Here is a 21,163-nt window from a genome sequence, read left to right as displayed (position 1 = left end):
GACGGGCGCACGCAATAGGAAAGAGATACACATATATGGTCAGGATCGAATGCCAGGTCGAACTGGTGGTGAAGGGCGCGGACGGCCGCGAGGCCAGCCTGTCGGAGCTGGTGCCGCTGCTCGCGCTCGTCGACGAATCGGGCAGCATTGCCCAGGCCGCGGCGCTTAAGGGTTTGTCCTACCGGCATGCGTGGGGTTTGCTGCGCGGCATCGAGGAGCGTCTGGGCGGCGCGCTGATCGAGAAAGAGCGCGGGCGCGGCTCGGTGCTCTCCGAACTGGGCCAGGCGGTGCTGCGCGCGCAGCGGCTATGCGGCGAGCGGCTCGACGGCAATCTGCAGGCGCTCGCGAGCGAGGTGGCGAGCGATCTGAACCGCTGGCTCGCGCCGCCCGCCGACGACGTGCGCATCCACGCCTCGCACGGTTACGCGGTGGCCGCACTGGTGACGGCGCTCGTCGCGCACGATCTGCCGGTCGAGATTAAATATCGCGACAGCGCGGACGCGGTCAGCGCGCTCGCGCGCGGCGAATGCGATCTGGCGGGTTTTCACCTGCCGCTCGGCGAATTCCGCGCGGTGTGCGCCGATACCTACCGGCGCTGGCTCGATCCGCAGCGCCATGTGCTCGTGCATCTGACGCGGCGCAAGCAGGGGCTGTTCATCGGCAAGGGCAACCCGAAGCGGATCGGCGGCCTCGGCGATCTCGCGCGCGACGACATCCGCTTCGTCAACCGGCAGCCGGGTTCCGGCACGCGCATGCTGCTCGATCTCGCGCTGCGCCGGATCGGCGTGGATCCGGACCGGGTCAACGGCTACGCGTCCACCGAACTCACGCATTCGGCGATCGCGGCCTTCGTCGCGAGCGGCATGGCGGACGTCGGCTTCGGCGTGGAGCCGGCCGCGCATCACTTCGGGCTCGACTTCATTCCGGTCGTCGACGAAGACTATTACTTCGCGTGCGACCGCGCGCATCTGACGCGCGCGCCGCTCGCCTCGGTGATCGAACTGCTGCGCGGCAGCGCGTTTCGCCATCGCGTCGAGCAGCTCGACGGCTACGATCCGCGCGACTGCGGCAGGCTCGTGGATCTGGCGGAAGGGCTCGGCGAGGCGGTTTGAGCGGTGGAAAACGCGATGGCAAGTGGGGTGGCAAGCGCGCTGGAAAGTGCGCTGGAAAGTGCGCTGGGATGGACGGTGGAATCGGCGCTGCCCGGGCGATGGCGTAAGCGGTTGTAATCGTTAAGCTGCGTAGGCCGCTGCGAAGTGCGTTCGTTTCAGCTACTCTCTTGGCTTCGCATCCGCTTTAACCACGCGCCACGCCGCGCCGAACACTATGAAAGCTCTTCTTCACGCATGTGCCGCGGTCGCCGCGGCGGGTGTGCTTTGCGCCACCGTTTCCGTTGCTTTCGCGCAGAATTCGCCCGGCGTGCCGGGCGGCATCCTGCAGGACGAGTTCCGTATCAACGAACATCCGCAGATGCCGTTCGCGGCGTCCGCGCCGTCGAGCAAGTATCAGCATGGCAAACCCACGGCGGCGCGCAAGCGTGGCGACATGGGCGATCCGAACGGCTGCAATCTGCAGTGTCCTCAGGACCAGTAAGAGGGGTGTGCCGGGCTTCGGTCGACGTCTGATAACGTCGAACGTCTGACAGTGCCCGAGGCAACGACAACGCCGGCTTTGCGCCGGCGTTGTGCTTTGTGGGCCTGCTTCCCCGCGCGATTCTGCGTGGGCGATTTGTGACAGCCTACGGCCGATATGCCTTGCGACCGAAGTGTTTCCGCGTGTGTCGGTTCAAGGCTTGGCGATGTGCCACACGTCCTTGAAACCGTCGCCCTTCGTATCCCCCGCCTGCTTGTCGGACGAATAGCGATAGAGCGGATGACCCTTGTACGCCCACTGCTGCTTGCCGTCCGCGGTCGGGATCAGCGTCAGGTCGCCCGCGGGCTTGTCGGTCGGGGCTGCCGTCGCCGCGGGCCAGTAACTCATGCAGCCGCCGGTGCAGGCGCTCACGCCTGGGGTGGTGTCCTTGTCGAAGGTGTAGAGCGACATGCCGTCCGCGGTGACGAAGCGGCCGCCGTCTACCTTGGGCGGATCGGCGAGGGCGCTCTGTTGCAGCGCAACGAAGGCGAGTGGGGCCAGGACGAGGATGGACTTGCGCATGATGCGGGCTCCTGTGTTGACGACGTGTTGGATGGTCGGACGGTGCGGTTTGACCGCGTGTTGCGGGCACTGCGTTTCTGGCAACGCGTTTTGCTAACGCGCTGGACATCTGCGTTGGACTTCGCCAGGTTCGAGTATAGGCAGCGGATGCCGATTTGCGATCCGCCGGCGCGATTCACCGGCTTCACCGGCGCGCGCGTACGGGATGAACGGGTGGGAGCGGGAGAATATTCCGCGCGTGGGGCACGATCCAGCCTGCCCCTGTCGCCAATCAATCTTGAATAAGGGGCACGCGATGAATAGTCCGCCAAAGAGTCACCCGCAAAAAACATGAGGATGGGAACTGGCAACCCATGGCGAAACGCTGGCAAGGGCTCTCGGCGGCTATCCGTCCTTTCATGATTCGGCGGTTCGTTCGTTTTGCATGCGACGGGAACGGCAAACACGGGAGGACGGAGACGGTCGCCTGCTACCCGGTGCGCGTACGCGCGAACTAGTGGATGTGCGGCTCGAAGTGCTGCACAACCGCTATGGCGCGCCGGCCGTAGACGGACGTCCCGATCAGGTGGTCGTGCTCGACTGTCTGGACGTGCGGACTTCCGGGATCGACGTGAACGCCATGCTCGAGGAAGCCACGATCATGGAGATGACGCTCGCGCAAGCACCGGGAGCATTGATCCGGCTGGACCTCATGCCGAATGTCGGTCTTGATATCCGGCTGACGTGCAAGGAAGTCGTGATCGTCGACGTGCGGCCTTATGTGCGCGAGGTTTCGTAAGAGCTATGCCGCGGCCGGAGAGAGAGGGCGGCTCCACCGCCGGCCTTGTCGTGACAAAACGTGAAAAAACGCGACACCATCCCTCGCGCGGCAAACGCCCTCAACGGGCGATCTGAGGAAACCCGTATAACTTCTCCGGATTGGACGCGAAGATCATCCGCTGCCAATCGCTCCGGCCGATCCACGACGCGATCACATCCACCAATCCCGCATCGTCGGGCTTGGTGGTTTTTTCCGTGGGATGCGGCCAGTCGGTGCCCCACAGCATGCGCTCGGGCGCCATCGCGATGAACGCCTTCGCCACCGGCGCGACGTCGGCATACTCGGGCGCGCCGCTTTTCGTATCGACGTACGGGCCCGAGAGCGTCACCCAGGTATTGCCGCGCTCGACCAGTTTGCGCGCGCTCTTCATGGCATCCGAGCCGAGGCCGTCCGGCTGCGGAACATGCGCGATGTGATCGAGCACGAGAGGGCACGGCAACGCGAGCAGGTGCTTCTCCAGCGCCGGCAGCTTCGCGCCCTGCACGACCAGCTGGATGTGCCAGCCGAGTGGCGCGATACGGGCCGCAAGCGGCGCGAGCATCTCGACGGTCGTGGCGCCCGGATAGCTGAGATTGAAGCGTATGGCGCGAACGCCCGCCTCGTTCATCTGCGCAAGCCCGGCGTCGGTGACGGACGTATCCACGACCGCCACGCCGCGCGCGTCGGCGCCGAACTGCTTCAGCGCGTCCAGCAGGCAGCGGTTGTCGGTGCCGTAGGTCGACGGCGTCACCACGACATTGCGGCGCATGCCGAGGCGCTGCTGGATCTGCCGGTATTGCCCGACGGTCGCATTGGGCGGCCGCAGCGTGGTGCCCGGCGCGCTCGGAAAGCGGTCGTCGTAGATGTGCATATGGCAGTCCACCGTACCTTCAGGAAGCTTGAACGATGGCCGCTCGGTGCCGCTGGACCAGATCCCGGCGCACTCGCCGAGACGGGGCAGTGCGGCGGCGAGGCTGCCCGCACCGAGCATGCCGAGGAATTGGCGGCGTTTGATATCGGGCATGTCAAACCACCTCGACTTTATTCGGCACGCGTTGATCGGGGCCCGGGCGGCTCAGCAGCAGGAGCGTCGCCACACTCACGAGCGTCAGCAGGCCAAGCGGCATCAGCGCGAGCGCGTAGCTGCCCGTGGCTTCCTTGACCCAGCCGTAGACGTTCACCATCAGGCCGCCGCCGAGCAGATTGGCGATCGCGTTGATGGTCGCGAGTCCCGCCGCGGCCGTGCTGTTGGACAGCATGCTGGAGGCGAGCGCCCAGAACGGCCCCTTGAAGGCATAGGCGCCGACCAGCACCGCGCACAGCATCGTCAGGGTGGGCAAAAGCGAACCGCTCAGCGACGTGCCGAACAGGCCGAGGCCGATGAGCAGCATCGGAATCACCGTATGCCAGCGCCGTTCCTGCAGCCGGTCCGAGCGTCGTCCCCAGTACACCATGAGAACGGACGACAGCGCGTAGGGCACCGAGTTGAGCAGACCGGTCTGCATGACCGTCAAGCCATACGACTTCAGCAATTGAGGCTGCCACACGGAAAGCGTGCTGCCCGCGCCGGAGGCGCACACATCGACGAGCGCGAGACACAGCACATAGCGATTGCGAAACAGTTTCGCGAGCGGCATCGGCGGGACTTTGCTGGGAGCGCGCGCTTCGCTCGCGATGGCGCCGGTCAGCCACTCGCGCTCGCCGGCCGACAGCCAGCGCGCTTCGTCCGGCTTGTTGGTCAGCAGCACGAGGCAGACCAGGCCGAGCAGCACGGTCGGAATGCCTTCGAGGATGAAGAGCCATTGCCAGCCGCGCAGCCCCGCGAAGCCGTCGAGTTGCAGCAGGGCCGCCGAGATCGGCGAGCCGATGAAGCTCGCGGCGGGAATCGCCACCATGAAGGTGGCGACGATGCGGGCGCGATACTTCGCAGGAACCCAGTAGGACAGGTAAAGCAGCACGCCGGGGAAGAAACCGGCCTCGGCCGCGCCGAGCAGAAAGCGCAGCACGTAGAAACCGGTCGGCGTGCGCACCAGCGCGGTGGCCGCTGAAACGAGTCCCCACGTAATCATGATGCGGGCAATCCAGATACGCGCGCCGTAGCGTTGCAGCGCCATGTTGCTCGGCACTTCGAAGAAGAAGTACGAGACGAAGAAGAGACTGCTGCCGAACCCGAAAACGCGCGGTGAAAGTCCGAGGTCGTGATTCATCTGCAGGGACGCCATGCCGACGTTGCCGCGGTCGATGAACGCGAGCAGGTAGCAGAGCATGAGGAAGGGCACGAGCCGCCAGACGACCTTGCGAAGGGTCTGCTGCTCGAGCGCGGATGCAGCGGCGCTGCCGTTGAATTGCATGAGTGAGTCTCCTGGCGTTATTGTGCGCCGGAGCGGCGCAGTCGGATGTGATGTAAAACGTGGATCGCGACGACGCAGCTTGCGAGGACGAACGCCATGACGCTGAACGTATTGCGCACGCCGAGCGCTTCGGCGGCCGTTCCCGCGAGCAGATAGCCGAACGGCATCGTGCCGTTGTAGGCCATGCCATACATGCCCACGAGGCCGCCGCGCACCTGCTCCGGGCAGCGCTGCTGGATCGTCGCGTTGGTCGAGGTCGCCGAAAAGGTCAGGCTGAATCCGAGCGCGTAGAACGCCGGGATCGACAGGCCGATGTCGTTCGTCGAGGCGAGCACGAGCAGTGCCGCGATGGCGCTCCACGGCGCGAGCGCGAGCAGCCGTGCCGAGGCGCGCGGCCCCCAGGCCGACGAAAGCAGCATCGCCGCGCTGAGCGATCCGCTGCCGGCCGCGGCGAAGAAGAGGCCCGTATAGTGCGCGGCGTTGTGATAGGCGCGGTCGGCCAGCAGCGGAACCAGCGTCTGGTAGCTTGCGGCGAAGAGTCCGATGCAGGCGAGGATCGGCAGGTAGCGCGCCGAAAACGCGTCCGACATCACGTAGCCCACCGCGTCTCTCAGGCCGCTATCCGCGCGTGCCGCGCGCGGCGCGCCGGTGGTTTTCATCGAACGCACGCACAGTGCCATCACGGCCAGCGCGCACGCATACACGCCAAATGCGGCGCCGGGCCCGAACGCCGGATAGACGAAGCCGGCGATGCTCGGGCCGACCATGCGCCCCACGTTGTAGACCATCGTGTTCATGGCAACCGCATTGGACGTGAGTCGCTGATCGAGCAGGCTCGTCACCAGCAGCATCTGGCGGGAGGGCGTTTCCACGGCGCTCGACATACCGATGGCAAGCGCATGCAGCAGGATCAGCTTGACGCCGAGCAGCCCCAGCAGCCAGAGCGTGAGCAGGCTCATCGTGAGCAGCATCGACGTGCCGAGCACGCAGAGCGTCGTGCGCCGCGCGTTGGCCGAGTGAATGCGCGATCCCGCCAGCGGCGCGACCACGAGTTGCGGCCCGTACAGCAGAAAATTCAGCAGCGCCAGCACCGATGCCATGCCCGACAGGTGGTACACGAGCAGGTTCAGCGTGATGTTCTGGGTCCAGCTGCCGAGCACCGAAACGACCTGGCCGCACGCGTAGCGGCGCAAAGCCGGTTCGGCGAGCGCCGGAAACAGCCGGTCGTAGAAGCTGGGCTGCCGTGTGGTCGTGTTCATGCGAGCGCCTTGCCGCGCGTTTCCGGCGCGAAGAACACGACGATCGCCGCCGCGACGAACGCGACGATCGTGGTCGCGAGACCCAGCACGAAGCCGCCGGCGCTCGAAGCCAGCGCACCGATGACGAGTGGCGCGATAAAGCCGCCGAGCCGTCCGCCGTTATAGGCGAGGCCCATGAGAAAGCCGCGCGAGGCCGTGTCGCCGATGATCTCGGCGAGAAAGGGGCCCGCGCCCGCGAAGATGCCGTTCACGCCGAATCCGGTAAGAAAGATCGCGGCCATCAGCAGCAACGGATTCGCGGAGAAGATATAGACGCCCACGGCTGCCGCGCCCACGAGCAGATAAGCGATGAACATGGGCCGCCGGCCGATCCTGTCGACGAAGGCCGAGAACAGCAGGAAGCCCGAGATGGCGCCGAACTGCAACGCGAGAACGAACTTGAGGCTGTGCACGAAGTCGAGGTGCTTCACCGTCACGAGGAACGTGGGTGTCCACGTGAAAACGCCCCAGTACAGGTATTGCAGGAAGAAGATGAACGTGAACGCGGTCAGCAAGCCCCGCACGTTGAGCTGCGTGGCAGCGGCGGACGGATGCGCCTTGTCGTGCCGCGCGGCCTGTTTGCGTTCGAGCCAGATCGGCGATTCGGGCGTCTTGCGCGCGACCCAGAAGAGAATGAAGAACGGCAGCGCGCCGATCAGAAACAGCAGGCGCCAGCCGTTGCCGGCGAGTCCGCCGTTAGCCATGCTCACGATGCCCGCCACGCTGATGGCGATGATCGCGCCCACGGGCAGCCCCATCTGCATGAGCGCGCCGCCTTTGCCGCGCCGGCTCGCATGCCAGGTTTCGGCGACGAGCGCGGCGCCGGCCGTCCACATGCCGCCCATGCCCAACGCGCCGCAGAATCGCGAGACGGCGAACCAGTGCTCGTTCGGCGCAAACGCAAGCAGTCCTGAGAACAGTGAATAAATGCCGATGCACAGCAAGGCCGTACGCACGCGGCCGAGGCGATCCGACACATAGCCGAAGAGAATGCCGCCGACGATCTGCCCGGCGGCGGTGATGCTCGTGAAGAGGCCGAGCTGCGCTTTGCTCAGGCCGAACTGCAAGGCCAGCGTGGGCAACAGCAGCGACAGGAGAAAGGAGTCGTAGCTCTCGAAGGTCCAGCCCAGACCCGCCAGTGACAGCGAGCGCCATTCCGCGCGCGAGATGTCGCGGTACCCCTTCGCGTGCGTGCTGGCGCCGCTTGCCGCGGTCGCTACCGTCGCCGTTTCCGGTTTCATGTCTTGTCTCCTGATAGGTCCAACCCGTAGGTCGACGCGGCGGTTCCGCTGAACAGCGCGGCACGCTCGTCAGGCGACGCACTGCCTGCCAGGCGCTTGAAGGCGTTCCAGAGCACTGTGTAGCCGAACATCCCCTTGTCGACCGGGAAATTGCTTTCGAACATGCAGCGTTGCGCGCCGAAAAGCTCGACGCAGGTCTCGAACATCGGCGCCCACGCGGCCGCGAGGTCGGTGGACGACGGCGGGAGTTCGGCCGCCGCGAAGTCGAAACCGAATACGGTCAGGCCGGCGCCGCCGAGTTTCATGCGCGTGTTCGGCAGATGCGCGAGGCGCCGCAGTGCGGCCGTCCAGGCGCGTCGCACTTCCGCCTGCTCGCCGATGTAAGGCCCGATGCCGAGCGGACCGCCGAAGTGATCGATCACGATCGTCACGTTCGGCGCTTGCACGGCGAGGTCGTAGAGCGCATCGAGCTGGGTGTGATAGACCCAGGCGTCGAGACTGAGGCCGTATGTCGCGAGCGTTTGCACACCGTCGATAAACGACCGGCGCTGCATGAGATCGGGCGGCGGCACGACCGGGCTCGACCGCACCGCCTCGCTGTCATGCCATGCGAGCGGATTGCGAATGCCGCGCAGCCGCCCGCCCGAGACGTCGAGCATCTTTTCGAGCACCGGTGCGACGGCGTGACCGAGCGCGAGGTCCGCGCCGCCGACAATGGCCTCGCAGCAACGCGAAGCGCCATAGGCACCGCTGGCGAACATCGCGGCGACGCCGTTGGCGAATTCGACTTCGCCGACGGGCTTCATGGCGTCGGGGCCGTGGCTTCGCATCATGGAGCGGCACTGCACGTAGACCGTCGAGACGATGCGATGGCCGCCGCCCGTGTCCTGCCGCAATTCGTCGGCGAGGTAGCGGCCCGTCTGCCGGTCCCACAGGTGATGGTGCGCGTCGACGATGGCGAGATCCGGCTGCAACACTTCCTCGCGCCGCCGCGCGAGCCAGTTTTCCCGGATGGGCAGGTGAGGGGCGTGGACGATCTGCATGGCCTCGCCGCCTAGAACTTCTTGCGCATGCCGACCACGAAGCCGGTCTGGTCGTAGCCCGCCGCGACGGTGCCGTAGCCGTTCACGCCGAGCGCGGAGTTGCCCTTGTTGCGTGCGAAGCCGGCGGTCGCGTAGAGGTCGGTGCTTTTCGAGAGCAGGTAGTCGGCGCTGAGCACCGCCATCCAGGGATCGGCGCTCGTCGAATGGACGTCCTGGTAGTAGGCCGACGCGGTGACGGAGAAAACCGGCGTGAAGTTATAGAGCGCGCCGGCCCAGTACAGATTGGCGGCGCTCGACTGCGCACCGTTCGCGAGCGCGATCGGATTGGCAGGCAGGAACGCGTTCGACGCCTGCAGATAGCGATAGCCGGCGAATGCCTTCAGGCTGCCGATGGCATACGTTGCCGCCGCGACCGCGCGGCGCTCCGTGGCGGTGTTCGTGGCGACGGTGTTGCTGTTGCGCTGTTCGTAGGACACGCTCGCCGCGAGCGGGCCGCGCGCGTAAGTAAGCGAGCCGCCGAAGTAGCGGCCGGTCAGTTGGGCGCCCGGCACTTCGCTGCCGTATCCCGTGTCATAGCGCGTGCTGTACATGGCCGCAACGGTTACGGGCCCGAACGCGCCGACGTATTTCGCGGCGTTGTCGATGCGCCCCGCGGCTGCGTAGTCGACCGGCAAGGTCGAATAGCGCGACGACGCGCCCATCGGATCGAACACGACCGCCTGATCGTAGAAGACCGAGTTCTGCCGGCCGAAGGTCAGCTTCTGATTGCCGTACGCGAGGCCGACCCAGGCCTGGCGGCCGAAAAGGCGCGAGGTGGTGGCCGCATTGGCGCCCAGCCCCTTGGTCGATTGCGCGAGCGTGCCGTCGTTGAGGTTGAAGCCGTTTTCGAGGGTGAAGATCGCCTGCATCCCGCCGCCGAGATCCTCGACGCCCTTCAAACCCCAGCGCGAACCCGAGAGATTGCCCGAGACCTCGCGGGTCACTGCGCCGCCCGTCGGCGTGTTGTTGATGTGCTCCACACCGACATCGACGATGCCATAAAGCGTCACGCTGCTTTGCGCATGCGCCGCGAGAGGAGTGAGCGCGAGCGCGGCCAGTGCAGCGGCGGCGCGCAACGGAACGGGAGGCTGGGTGGCGAAGGTCGTGACGGCCTTTTTGTACGGCATGATGTCTCCGGAAAGTCGTTTAGGTTTATTGAAGTTATGGGTGAGGCAACGGTGTCAGGTGCGCGAGGCTTCGCCGGCGTCCGCGCCGGGGTCTCCCAGCCACGCGATCGTCAGGGCGCCGACCAGCATCACGCACGCCACCGCGAGCAAAGGCGCGGTGAAGCTGCCGGAGAACTCCTTGATGCCGCCGATCATCGACGGCCCGACAAAGCCGCCGAGGTTGCCGACCGAGACGATCAGCGCGAGGCCGCCTGCCGCGGCGCGGCCCGTGAGAAATCCGGAAGGGATCGCCCAGTAGGTTGCCTGGAAGGCGAGGATGCCGCTGACCGTCAGGCACAGCGCCATCAGCTTGAGCGTCGGGACGTCGAGCACCGTGCTGACGGCGAGCGACGCCGCGGCGAGGAGCAGCGCGCCCGCCACGTAGGGCACGCGGTTCGACGCGCGGTTGGCGACTCTCGCCCACACCAGCATGAGCACGGCGCCGAGCGCGTAGGGAATCGCCGCGAGCCAGCCGACGACCGCATGGCTGACACCGAATTGCTTGATGATTTGCGGCATCCACAAGCCGACGCCGATCGAGCCGACAATCCCGCAGAAGTTGACGAACGCCAGCACGAAGACTCGCCAGTTCGTCATGGCGTCGCGCAGCCTGGCGCCATGTTTTCTGGCGATGCCCTGCTGTTCGAGCGCGAGGCGTTGCGCGAGGAGCTGCTTGTCTTCCTCGCTCAGCCAGCGCGCTTTCTCCGGACGGTCGGCCAGCACGAAGAGACACACGATGCCGAGCAGGATGGCCGGCAAGCCTTCCGCGAGCAGAAGCCATTGCCAGCTGCGCAGCCCGTGCAGGCCGCCCAGTTGCAGCAACGCCCCGGAGATCGGCGAGCCGATCATGTTCGCGACCGGAATGCCGACGAGGAAGGCCGCCGTGATCTTCGCGCGCCATCTGCCGGGGAACCAGTGCGTGAAATACAGATAGATGCCGGGCGTGAAGCCGGCTTCCGCGAGACCGAGCAGGAAGCGGGCGGCGGCAAAGCTCTTCGGCCCCGTGACGAAAGCCGTCGCCATCGAAATCAGGCCCCACGTAATCATGATCCGGGCGATCCAGACGCGCGCGCCGACCTTCTGCATGATCAGATTGCTCGGGATTTCGAACAGGAAATAGCCGATGAAAAAGAGCCCGGCGCCCAGGCCGAATTCCTGGGCGGTGAGGCCGAGCTCGCGGTTCATCGTCAGTGCTGCGAATCCGACGTTGGTGCGGTCGAGATAACTGACCACGTAGCACGCGAAAATGAACGGCAATATCCGGCGATAGGCCTTGGCCAGCGTGCGCTCGCTGGCGGCATAGTGCTCCGGGTGCATTGCCGGATGCCCGGGCATGGGGTTGTCGGGCGGCGCGCTGTTCGCGCTCAAGGTTCGGGAAACTTGCATGTGCGCTCCTCCATTGCGCCTCGCCGGGCGCAACGTGTTCTGATCGGACGGGCGGGTCGCGGCAGCGATCCGCCTGGATGCCGGCTAGTGAGTGTGCCTGGCCTGCTGAGGAAGCGGGCCGGCGATATCCATGTCGGCTCGCAGGACGGTTCCCGAGACGGATTCAGTCATGAAGAGCGTCTTCATGTCGGGCCCGCCAAAGCAAAGATTGGTGAGCGATGCGCCTGCCGGACTGGTCAGGACAACTTCGGGTTCCGCCAGGTGATTGAGGACCCACGCACGGCCAAGACCGGGATTGGCGACGAACAGGCGTCCCGCCGTATCGATGGTGAGTCCGTCCGGGCCGCTCGGGCCATACGAGGTAAAGAACTGCCCGACCTTGCTGACCGATCCGTCCGCCTGAAGCGGGACGCGCCACACGCAATTGCCGCGTGTCATCGCGACGTAGAGCACCTTTTCGTCGGGCGAGAGCACGAGGCCGTTGGGGCTCGGGCAATTGCCGAGCAGCATATCGAGCTTGCCCTGCGGCGAAAGACGGTAGACGCGCCCGGTCGGATCGTGCAGACCTGTCTGCCCCTGATCCGTGAAGTACAGATTGCCGGCCGAGTCGAAGGTCAGATCGTTGACGCCCCGGAAGCGCTCGGTATTGCGGCGCTCGAGATAAGGCGACACTGTGCCGCGCTCGATGTCCAGCCGCATCAGCCCGTTGCGATAGTCGGTGATGAGCAGGTGGGCGTCGTCGAGCCGCTTCATGCCGTTGGGCTCGCCGTCGTATTCGGCGATCAGTTCCCACTCGCCGTCGCCGGCAATGCGGAAGATGCGGCCATGCGGAATGTCGGTCACGTAGAGATGACCCGTAGGACTCCAGACCGGGCCTTCGAGAAACGAATCGGTCGACTGACCGCCGCGATTGGCGCGCGCCCATTCGGTCTGCACGCCGGGCTTGCGAAAACGCTCCGGCATGCGGGTGAAGACTTCCGCTTCGCGGACTTCCGGGGACTTGAGCAAATACATATCAACCTCTGACTCTGGCGCCGATCACACGAGGCGTTGGGCGTGCTCTTCGATCGCTGCGAGCACATTCGCCGCCGCACCCTTGCCCATGTTCACGTAGGCCGCGTCGCTCACGCCGCCGATATGCGGCGACAGGATCACGTTGGTCACGCGCTGGAGCGGGTGGGGATGCGCCATCGGTTCGACGTCGAAGCTGTCGAGACCTGCCGCGCGCACCTGGCCGCTGGCGAGGGCGTCGACGAGTGCGGGCTCGTCGATGAGTCCGCCGCGTGCGGTATTGACGAGAATGACGCCCGGCTTGAGCCTGACGAGCGTTTCGCGATCGATCATCTGGCGGTTTTCGGCCGTCAGCGGACAGTGCAGCGAGACCACGTCGGCCGATGCGTAAAGCTCGTCGAGCGTGACGAGCTTTACGCCGGCGGGGGCTTCCTTCGTATAGGGATCGAACGCGATCACCTGCATGTCGAAGGCCTGGGCCGCAGCGGCGACCCGCCGGCCGATCGCGCCGAGACCCACGAGACCGAGGGTTCGGCCGTTGAGCTCGACCGACTTATGCGTCGCTTTGTCCCAATGTCCGGCACGCATGCGCCCATCGAGCTGGGTCACGGACTTGGCGCACGCGAGAATCAGCGCCCAGGCATGCTCGGCCACCGCGGCCGCGTTTGCGCCGGCGGCAGCGCGAACGGCGATGCCGCGTTGCGCCGCGGCGTCCTGATCGATCACGTCGATGCCGCTGCCGTGCTTGGAAATGACCCGCAGGTTTTCGCTGGCATCCATGATGCGCGCGTTGACCTTGCCATACCGGACGATGATCGCGACCGGCTTGTACTGTGCGCACAGCGTGACGATGTCGTCCTCGGTCGGCTGCTTGCCCGCGAAGACCACCTCGAAGCGGTCGAGCAACGCGAGCGCTTGCGGCGCGAGATCCGCCGCCGTGACGAGCACGACAGGTTTCTGGTTGGCCGTTTGCATTACAGCGCCTCGCCTTCGGCCAGCATGCCGGCCGCGCGCAATTCCTTTTCCACCCAGGCCGGCCGCAGCGCCTCGCCGTTGCGGATCGCGGCGATACGCGCCGTTTCCGCGTCGAGCTTCTTCTGCGCGAGCACGAGAATCTGCTCGACTTCTTCGCGCGCAATCACGACGACGCCGTCGGCGTCGCCCACGATGAGGTCGCCCGGTTTGACGGCGGCACCGGCAACGGCGATCGGATGATTCACGCGGCCCGCGACGCCCTTGGTCGGGCCGCACGGATTCAGGCCGGCCGAGAAGACCGGGAACGCGCCGTTCGCGAGTTCGTGCGAGTCGCGCACCGCCGCATCGATCACGAAGCCGGCGAAGCCGCTTGCGTGCGCCTGGGTCGCCATGATTTCGCCGATGAGCGCGCAGCTCTGATCGCCCTTGCCATCGACGACGATCACGTCGCCGGGTTTGGCGATGGCGAGCGCGGCATGGATGGCGAGGTTGTCGCCCTGGCGGACTTCGACGGTCACGGCCGGGCCCGCGACCTTCATGTTCGGCGACAGGGGCTTGACGCGGCCGTGCAGGGTGCCGCGGCGGCCGGCGACGTCGGCAAGGATGGCAGACTGAAAACGGGACGCGGCCTCGACGAGTTCAGGTGAAACGCGTTCGAAGTCGCGAACGATGGCGGGAGTTGCGTTGGAAATTGCGCTCATGGGAGTAGCCTCATGTATTGAGTTGTACAATGTACAACTGTGTTGTACTTAATGAAACTACTTTAGCCGCGCGATTAATCGGTATCCACTGGTGTTTACCCTTTTACGGTATAAAACGATGTTGTACGATGTACAATTCTCCGATCGACCAATTCGAGGATTGCGATGGGAAACGAAGGGGTTCAGTCAGTTGAAAAGGCGCTGGCGCTGCTCGATTGCTTCAAGCCTGGCGCGGAATCGCTGTCGCTCGCCGCGCTCGCGCAGGCGTCGGGCATGCACAAGACGACGGTGTATCGCCTGATGAATTCGCTGGAGCGGACGAACTACGTCATACGCTCGGAGGCGGGGATGTATTCGTTGGGTCCGAGGGTGCTGTATCTCGGGAAGCTCTACGAGCAATCCTTCCATCTGTCGTCGGTGGTCGAGCCGATTCTGCACGCACTGGCCGCCGCAACGAAGGAAAGCGCATCGTACTACGTTCTCGGGAATTCCCAGCGTCTTTGCCTGTTCAGGGCGGAGCCGGCGGAGGGTTTGCGCGAGACGCGGCTTCCCGGAACCTCTCTGCCGCTCGACGATACGGCGATTGGATGCGTCCTGCGGTTCTGGGCATTGGGCGAGCCGATTTTCGATGCCACGCCGGACATTCCGCTTTTCACTTCCGGCGCGCGCGACCAGCATACGGCCGCCTTCGCCACACCGGTTTTCGGTGCGGAAGACAAGTGCGTGGCCGCGCTTACGCTGTCCGGGCCGGCATCGAGGCTCGAGGCGGCCCATGAGTTGGGAGAGTTCAAGGGTGTGCAGCTACGCGCAGCGTTCGATCTTTCGCGCAAGCTCGGGGCGAGCATTGGGCTCTGTGAGCGCATGTATGGTGGTGCGTAGACTTTGGGAGCGGAGTAGGCGTGGTGCCAATTCGCTCGGGGGCAGTTGTCGCCCGGGTGACGGGCTCGATGGTTGAGCCGGAAAAGACAAAAACCCCGTAAGCTTTTGCGGCTTACGGGGTTTTGTGTTCAATCAATGTTTGGTGGAGGCGGCGGGAATCGAACCCGCGTCCAGAAGTCCTCTACGACCAGTTCTACATGTTTAGTTCTGTCTTTTGATTTAACCGGAGCGACGCGGACGAACACGCTGCGCTACGGCGATTCACTAGATTTTCGACCCGGACGTCGTGACGCCGCCAAGGCTTAACTGACGTATATGACCTCTGTCGGTATTGCTACCGGTCTTGCGACACTAGCCCGTCAGTGAACTAGGCAGAGGACGGCGGCCCTTAGGCTGCCAGTGCGAACGTATCGTCGTTTGCAGTTACGTTTTTCCCATTGATTAACGAGGTGACGGGTCCTCGACATGCCCTAGCCGCTTCGCAACCCCTGTCGAAACCAGGTCGCCCCCGCGGTTCGTTGCTCTGAATCTATGAGCCAAGTGGAGATTTTACAATAGATCGACGGCCGCGTCGTGTTTCCGCGTACTTCCGGTTGACGGCGCGCCAATGCGGATGCAGCGCAACAGTGTCAGCAAGTGTGTCGGATCGGCGTGATACGGCTGCGATGCTGGCGAATTGGCGTCACGTAATCAGCTGATTTCGCGCAGCAGCTTCTGCAACTCGGCCGGCGATCTGACCACGTGCTGCGCGTGCCATTGCGTCGGCGGGATATCGTTGCCGCAATAGCCGTATGCCGCGGCGACGGTTTTCATGCCGGCGGCAAAGCCCGCCTGCACGTCGCGAAGGTCGTCGCCGACATAGACGATGCGCTCCGGCGCCATGTCCAGTTCGCGCGCGGCATGCAGCAAGGGCGCGGGGTGCGGCTTCGGATGCGGGGTGGTGTCGCCGCTCACCACGCAGCCCGCCCGTTCCTCGAGGCCGAGTTGCGCGACCAGCGGCTCGGTGAGCCGCGCGACCTTGTTCGTGACGATGCCCCAGCGCACGCCGCGTGCGTCGAGTTCGTCGAGCACTTCGGCGATGCCCGGAAAGAGCGTGGTCTCGATGCACAGATCCGCTTCGTAGTTGGCGAGGAATTCCTCGCGCATCGAGGTGAATTCGTGATGGTCCGGTCCAATACCGAACGCGCCGCCGATCAGCCCACGCGCACCCGCGGACGCGAGTGGACGCAGCTTTTCGAGCGGGACCATGTCGAGTCCGCGATCGTGGCGCATCTTGTTGACGGCCGCCGCGAGATCGGGTGCCGTGTCGGCTAGCGTGCCGTCGAGGTCGAAAAGCACGGCCTGGCAAAGACCGAGTGCGTCGTCATTGTCTTCGCGCTGGGGTAGGGGAGTCGGGTCGCTCATTGTTCGATCGGAGGCGGCGGGTCAAAGCGGGTCGGGACGCTCGGGCGTTCAGGTGTCGAGGCGGCAGGCGAGCATGTAGTTGACGCTCGTGTCGGCCGACAGCACGAAATGCTTGCTGAGCGGGTTATAGACGATGCCCTTGATGTCGGTCGTGTGCAGGCCGGCGGCGCGCACGAAGCCCGCGAGTTCCGATGGACGGATGAAGCGCGCGTAGTCGTGCGTGCCCTTGGGCAGCATCCGCGCGATGTATTCGGCGCCGATCACCGCGAACAGGTACGACTTCACGTTGCGGTTCAAGGTGGAGAAGAACACCCAGCCGCCCGGCTTCACGAGTTTCTTGCAGGCGTCGACGATTGCGGCCGGCTCGGGCACGTGTTCGAGCATTTCCATGCAGGTGACCACGTCGTAGGTGGCCGGTTCGCGGGCAGCGAGTGCTTCGGCGGCGATTTCTTCGTAATCGACTGTTACACCGCTTTCAAGGCTATGCAGATCTGCGACGCCGAGTGCCTGCGTCGACAGGTCGATGCCCTTCACATGAGCGCCGAGACTCGCCATCGATTCCGACAGAATGCCGCCGCCGCAACCGATATCCAGCACTTTTTTGCCAGCCAGATGCGCGTGAGCGTCGATCCAGCCGAGGCGAATCGGGTTGAGTTCGTGCAACGGCTTGAATTCGGCATTCGGGTCCCACCACCGATGCGCGAGGTCGCTGAATTTCTGTAGTTCGTGGGGATCGGCGTTGGTCATGGCGAAAGCTGCCTCGATGAGAGCGGTGAGCGAGCGCTCGAGGATAAACCCCGAGTATATAGGGCGAGAGACGGGGCGGCAAAAGTGCCGGCTCGATGAGGCGCGCGGGCATAAAAAAAGCCCCGCCAGAGCGGGGCTTTCGATACTGCGGTAAGTCGCAGCTTACTGCTTCGGCGTACCGACAACTTCGACTTCCACGCGACGGTCCGGTGCGAGGCAGGCGATGAGTTGCTTGCGGTTCTTCTGGTTGCAGCCGGTCGTGACCGGGTTGCGGCGACCCTTGCCTTCCGTGTAGATACGGTTGGATTCGATGCCCTTGCTGACCAGGAATGCCTTCACAGCTTGAGCACGGCGCATCGACAGACGGTCGTTGTATGCGTCCGAACCGATACGGTCGGTGTGACCCGTAGCGACCACGACTTCGAGGTTGATGCCTTGAATCTTCGCTGCCAGTTCGCTCAGACGTTCCTTGCCAGCCGGCTTCAGGATTGCCTTGTCGAAGTCGAACAGAGCGTCGGCTTGGTACGTAATCTTCTGGCTGGTGATCGGAGCGACCGGAGCGACCGGTGCCGGCGGGGTCGGAGCTTGAGCAACCAGAGCGCCGTCGCACTTGGCGTTAGCCGTTGCCGGCGTCCAGAATGCATCGCGCCAGCAAAGCTCGTTCGTGCCGTTCATCCACACGTATTCGCCGGTGCCATTCACCCAGTTGTCGTTCGTGGCTTGTCGCGACGCCGGCACCGACTGTGCCATGGCGGATGCAGCCATAACCGCGGTAGCTGCAATGAACGCGAGCTTTGAAAGTTTATTCATATTTCTCCTCTCGAAATTGAGATTACCGCAGGTTTACTGCGAGCCTGTTGACGAAGACAAGTCATACATTGCTCGAAGTATAACATTGGTGCAGAACAAAAAACGTCTGTGTAGACTTCGAGCAGCGTCTGACTCTTTGTGCGTTGGCATTTTGCCATATCGTTCCCCTCCTACGAAAAAAAAATCCGCCCCCCATCAAATCCCTCTTCAATTGTGGTGCATGCGCAACAAAGATATTCGCCGCGCGGGTACGCCAGGCCTGGCTCAGCGGCGAATCGCCTCATGCAGGAATCGAGCCTGATCGTGACAGAAAGTGGCAGGCCGGAATGGTGTTTTCGCATGCCCTCTAATATGTATACGTACCATCGCCGGAGGCGGATGCCCGGCATGTTAGAATCGCGTGATGCGTTGCGCCTGCAATGCTTACGCGAAGGTGCTGCGAACCCGTCGCCTTCGCACGTAAAAGATACGGATAATGGATCAATTCGCCAAAGAGACTCTGCCAATCTCCCTAGAGGAGGAAATGCGCCGTTCGTATCTCGATTACGCGATGAGCGTGATCGTAGGGCGAGCGCTTCCCGATGTCCGCGATGGCCTGAAGCCGGTGCACCGGCGCGTGCTGTACGCGATGCACGAACTGAACAACGACTGGAACCGGGCGTACAAGAAGTCGGCGCGTATCGTCGGCGATGTCATCGGTAAATACCATCCGCACGGCGACACGGCTGTCTACGACACCATCGTTCGCATGGCGCAGGACTTCTCGCTGCGCTACATGCTGGTCGACGGCCAGGGCAACTTCGGTTCGGTCGACGGCGACAACGCTGCGGCCATGCGCTACACCGAAATCCGCATGGCGAAGATCGGCCACGAACTGCTGGCCGACATCGACAAGGAAACGGTCGACTTCGTGCCGAACTACGACGGCAGCGAAAACGAACCGGCCATCCTGCCCGCGCGCATCCCGAACCTGCTGATCAACGGTTCGTCGGGCATCGCGGTCGGCATGGCAACCAACATCCCGCCGCACAACCTCAACGAGGTCGTCGACGCCTGTCAGCATCTGCTGAAAAACCCCGAAGCGACGATCGACGAGCTGATCGAGATCATCCCCGCGCCCGACTTCCCGACCGCCGGCATCATCTATGGCGTGGCAGGCGTGCGCGACGGCTATCGCACGGGGCGCGGCCGCGTGGTCATGCGCGCGCTCACGCACTTCGAGGAAATCGACCGCGGCCAGCGCATGGCGATCATCGTCGACGAGCTGCCGTATCAGGTGAACAAGCGTTCGCTGCTCGAGCGTATCGCCGAGCTCGTCAACGAGAAGAAGCTCGAAGGCATTTCCGACATCCGCGACGAATCCGACAAGAGCGGCATGCGCGTCGTGATCGAGTTGAAGCGCGGCGAAGTGCCCGAGGTCGTGCTGAACAATCTGTACAAGGCGACCCAACTTCAGGACACCTTCGGCATGAACATGGTCGCGCTCGTCGACGGCCAGCCTAAGCTGCTGAATCTGAAGGAAATGCTGACGTGCTTCCTGTCGCATCGCCGGGAAGTGCTGACGCGGCGCACGGTCTTCGAACTGCGCAAGGCGCGCGAACGCGGCCACGTGCTCGAAGGTCTCGCGGTTGCGCTCGCGAACATCGACGAATTCATCGCGCTCATCAAGGCCGCGCCCACGCCGCCTATCGCCAAGCAGGAACTGATGTCGCGCGCGTGGGATTCGTCGCTCGTGCGCGACATGCTGTCGCGCGCCGAGGCTGACAACGCCACGGCGGGTGGCCGCGAGGCTTACCGTCCGGAAGGGCTGAACCCGTCGTTCGGCATGCAGGCCGACGGTCTCTACCGTCTGTCCGACACCCAGGCGCAGGAAATCCTGCAGATGCGTCTGCAGCGCCTGACCGGTCTCGAGCAGGACAAGATCATCGGCGAGTACCGCGACGTCATGGCGCAGATCGCCGACCTGCTCGACATCCTGGCGCGCCCGGAGCGCATTTCGGCGATCATCGTCGAGGAACTCACGTCGATCAAGGCCGAATTCGGCGATGCGCGCCGCTCGAAGATCGAGCTGAACGCGACCGAACTGAATACCGAAGACCTGATCACGCCGCAGGAAATGGTCGTGACCATGTCGCACGCGGGTTACGTGAAATCGCAGCCGTTGTCCGAATATCGGGCCCAGAAGCGCGGTGGTCGCGGCAAACAGGCCACCTCGATGAAGGAAGACGACTGGATCGACACGCTCTTCATCGCCAATACGCACGACCACATTCTGTGCTTCTCGAACCGCGGCCGCGTGTACTGGGTCAAGGTCTACGAAGTGCCGCAGGGCTCGCGCAATTCGCGCGGCCGCCCGATCGTCAACATGTTCCCGTTGCAGGAAGGTGAAAAGATCACGGTCGTGCTGCCGGTCAAGGAGTTTTCGGCCGACAAATTCGTGTTCATGGCCACCGCGTTAGGAACGGTAAAAAAGACTCCGCTCGAAGCATTCAGCCGCCCGCTGCGCAAGGGTATTATTGCGGTCGGTCTCGATGAGGGCGACTACCTGATCGGCGCGGCCATTACGGACGGCCAGCACGACGTGATGCTGTTCTCGGATTCGGGCAAGGCGGTGCGCTTCGACGAAAACGACGTGCGTCCGATGGGCCGTGAAGCGCGCGGCGTGCGCGGCATGCAGCTCGAAGACGGGCAGAGCGTGATCGCGCTGCTGGTGGCCGGCGACGAGCAGCAGTCGGTGCTGACCGCGACCGAAAACGGTTTTGGCAAGCGCACTTCGATCACCGAGTACACGCGTCACGGCCGCGGCACGAAGGGCATGATCGCGATCCAGACGTCGGAGCGTAACGGCAAGGTCGTCGCCGCGACGCTGGTGGACCCGGAGGCGCAGATCATGCTGATCACGACGACGGGCGTGCTGATCCGCACGCGTGTCTCGGAAATCCGCGAAATGGGGCGCGCAACCCAAGGTGTTACACTCATCAGCCTTGACGAAGGGACCAAGCTGTCCGGTCTGCAACAGGTGGCTGAGGCTGAAGGCGAGGCGGAGAGCGATTCCGAAAGCCCCGCTGAAGGCGACAACGACGAAGGCGGCGCGGTCTGATCCGTGCCGGTGGTTTCAGCCCCGGTTAATAAGTTGAAGCTACGCTGCGAATCCTCGCG

The 21,163-nt window shown here is 64.3% G+C and carries 19 protein-coding genes and 1 other RNA gene; 5 read left to right on the top strand and 15 right to left on the bottom strand.

Annotated features, from left to right (window positions below; translation table 11 throughout):
• Window positions 1–35 precede the first annotated feature (35 nt).
• The gene (locus F3J19_RS29545; protein ID WP_167049551.1) at window positions 36–1,112 is read left to right on the top strand and encodes a substrate-binding domain-containing protein; all 1,077 of its coding nucleotides are present in this window, start codon (window positions 36–38) and stop codon (window positions 1,110–1,112) included.
• 214 nt (window positions 1,113–1,326) lie between these two features.
• The gene (locus F3J19_RS29540; RefSeq protein WP_167049549.1) at window positions 1,327–1,593 is read left to right on the top strand and encodes a hypothetical protein; all 267 of its coding nucleotides are present in this window, start codon (window positions 1,327–1,329) and stop codon (window positions 1,591–1,593) included.
• A gap of 192 nt (window positions 1,594–1,785) precedes the next feature.
• On the opposite strand, the gene F3J19_RS29535 is transcribed toward F3J19_RS29540, so the two are convergent.
• The gene (locus F3J19_RS29535) at window positions 1,786–2,154 is read right to left on the bottom strand and encodes a hypothetical protein (RefSeq protein WP_167049547.1); all 369 of its coding nucleotides are present in this window, start codon (window positions 2,152–2,154) and stop codon (window positions 1,786–1,788) included.
• 496 nt (window positions 2,155–2,650) lie between these two features.
• On the opposite strand from F3J19_RS29535, the gene F3J19_RS32890 reads away from it, so the two are divergent.
• A complete protein-coding gene (locus F3J19_RS32890) occupies window positions 2,651–2,932 on the top strand; it encodes an immunity 50 family protein (RefSeq protein ID WP_240159341.1) in 282 nt (93 codons plus the stop codon).
• 100 nt (window positions 2,933–3,032) lie between these two features.
• Here the strand turns inward: F3J19_RS32890 and F3J19_RS29525 are convergent, their stop codons facing one another.
• The 10 genes from F3J19_RS29525 to F3J19_RS29480 form a co-directional block, all read right to left on the bottom strand.
• Window positions 3,033–3,977, bottom strand: coding sequence for an amidohydrolase family protein (locus F3J19_RS29525; RefSeq protein ID WP_167049545.1), 945 nt, complete (start codon window positions 3,975–3,977; stop codon window positions 3,033–3,035).
• A 1-nt stretch (window position 3,978) separates the two neighbouring features.
• The gene (locus F3J19_RS29520) at window positions 3,979–5,304 is read right to left on the bottom strand and encodes an MFS transporter (protein ID WP_167049543.1); all 1,326 of its coding nucleotides are present in this window, start codon (window positions 5,302–5,304) and stop codon (window positions 3,979–3,981) included.
• 17 nt (window positions 5,305–5,321) lie between these two features.
• A complete protein-coding gene (locus tag F3J19_RS29515) occupies window positions 5,322–6,563 on the bottom strand; it encodes an MFS transporter (RefSeq protein WP_167049541.1) in 1,242 nt (413 codons plus the stop codon).
• Window positions 6,560–7,843 carry an MFS transporter gene (locus F3J19_RS29510; protein WP_167049539.1) on the bottom strand — a complete coding sequence of 428 codons (1,284 nt, stop codon included), beginning with the start codon at window positions 7,841–7,843 and terminating at the stop codon, window positions 6,560–6,562. The genes F3J19_RS29515 and F3J19_RS29510 overlap by 4 nt, the downstream gene beginning before the upstream one ends.
• Window positions 7,840–8,886, bottom strand: coding sequence for an amidohydrolase family protein (locus F3J19_RS29505; protein WP_167049537.1), 1,047 nt, complete (start codon window positions 8,884–8,886; stop codon window positions 7,840–7,842). The genes F3J19_RS29510 and F3J19_RS29505 overlap by 4 nt, the downstream gene beginning before the upstream one ends.
• Before the next feature lie 11 nt (window positions 8,887–8,897).
• Complete coding sequence (locus F3J19_RS29500; protein ID WP_167049535.1) at window positions 8,898–10,052, bottom strand: porin; 1,155 nt, start codon at window positions 10,050–10,052, stop codon at window positions 8,898–8,900.
• 54 nt (window positions 10,053–10,106) lie between these two features.
• Window positions 10,107–11,426 carry an MFS transporter gene (locus F3J19_RS29495; protein ID WP_240159344.1) on the bottom strand — a complete coding sequence of 440 codons (1,320 nt, stop codon included), beginning with the start codon at window positions 11,424–11,426 and terminating at the stop codon, window positions 10,107–10,109.
• Between the two features lie 135 nt (window positions 11,427–11,561).
• The gene (locus F3J19_RS29490; RefSeq protein WP_167049531.1) at window positions 11,562–12,491 is read right to left on the bottom strand and encodes an SMP-30/gluconolactonase/LRE family protein; all 930 of its coding nucleotides are present in this window, start codon (window positions 12,489–12,491) and stop codon (window positions 11,562–11,564) included.
• Between the two features lie 24 nt (window positions 12,492–12,515).
• Window positions 12,516–13,463, bottom strand: coding sequence for a hydroxyacid dehydrogenase (locus F3J19_RS29485; protein WP_167049529.1), 948 nt, complete (start codon window positions 13,461–13,463; stop codon window positions 12,516–12,518).
• The gene (locus F3J19_RS29480) at window positions 13,463–14,164 is read right to left on the bottom strand and encodes an RraA family protein (protein WP_167049527.1); all 702 of its coding nucleotides are present in this window, start codon (window positions 14,162–14,164) and stop codon (window positions 13,463–13,465) included. Before F3J19_RS29480 ends, F3J19_RS29485 begins: the two co-directional genes overlap by 1 nt.
• 165 nt (window positions 14,165–14,329) lie before the next feature.
• Here F3J19_RS29480 and F3J19_RS29475 point away from each other — a divergent pair, with 165 nt between their 5' ends.
• A complete protein-coding gene (locus F3J19_RS29475; RefSeq protein ID WP_167049525.1) occupies window positions 14,330–15,043 on the top strand; it encodes an IclR family transcriptional regulator in 714 nt (237 codons plus the stop codon).
• 140 nt (window positions 15,044–15,183) lie between these two features.
• On the opposite strand, the gene ssrA is transcribed toward F3J19_RS29475, so the two are convergent.
• The 4 genes from ssrA to ompA form a co-directional block, all read right to left on the bottom strand.
• Window positions 15,184–15,553, bottom strand: a transfer-messenger RNA (tmRNA) gene (gene ssrA, locus F3J19_RS29470).
• A 180-nt stretch (window positions 15,554–15,733) separates the two neighbouring features.
• Window positions 15,734–16,447: a phosphoglycolate phosphatase gene (gene gph / locus F3J19_RS29465; protein WP_167049523.1), complete on the bottom strand. Its 714-nt coding sequence runs from the start codon at window positions 16,445–16,447 to the stop codon at window positions 15,734–15,736.
• Between the two features lie 48 nt (window positions 16,448–16,495).
• Window positions 16,496–17,194, bottom strand: a complete 699-nt coding sequence (gene ubiG, locus F3J19_RS29460; RefSeq protein ID WP_167049521.1) for a bifunctional 2-polyprenyl-6-hydroxyphenol methylase/3-demethylubiquinol 3-O-methyltransferase UbiG — start codon at window positions 17,192–17,194, stop codon at window positions 16,496–16,498.
• Window positions 17,195–17,356: 162 nt separating this feature from the next.
• Window positions 17,357–18,004, bottom strand: coding sequence for an outer membrane protein OmpA (gene ompA, locus F3J19_RS29455; RefSeq protein ID WP_167049519.1), 648 nt, complete (start codon window positions 18,002–18,004; stop codon window positions 17,357–17,359).
• A gap of 475 nt (window positions 18,005–18,479) precedes the next feature.
• Between ompA and gyrA the strand changes: the two genes are divergently transcribed.
• A complete protein-coding gene (gene gyrA / locus F3J19_RS29450; RefSeq protein ID WP_167049517.1) occupies window positions 18,480–21,104 on the top strand; it encodes a DNA gyrase subunit A in 2,625 nt (874 codons plus the stop codon).
• The last annotated feature ends 59 nt before the right edge of the window (window positions 21,105–21,163 follow it).

The sequence above is a fragment of the Burkholderia sp. Ax-1724 genome, from assembly GCF_011752995.1.
Classification (GTDB): Bacteria; Pseudomonadota; Gammaproteobacteria; order Burkholderiales; family Burkholderiaceae; genus Paraburkholderia.
This window is presented reverse-complemented; position numbering and strand designations above follow the sequence as displayed.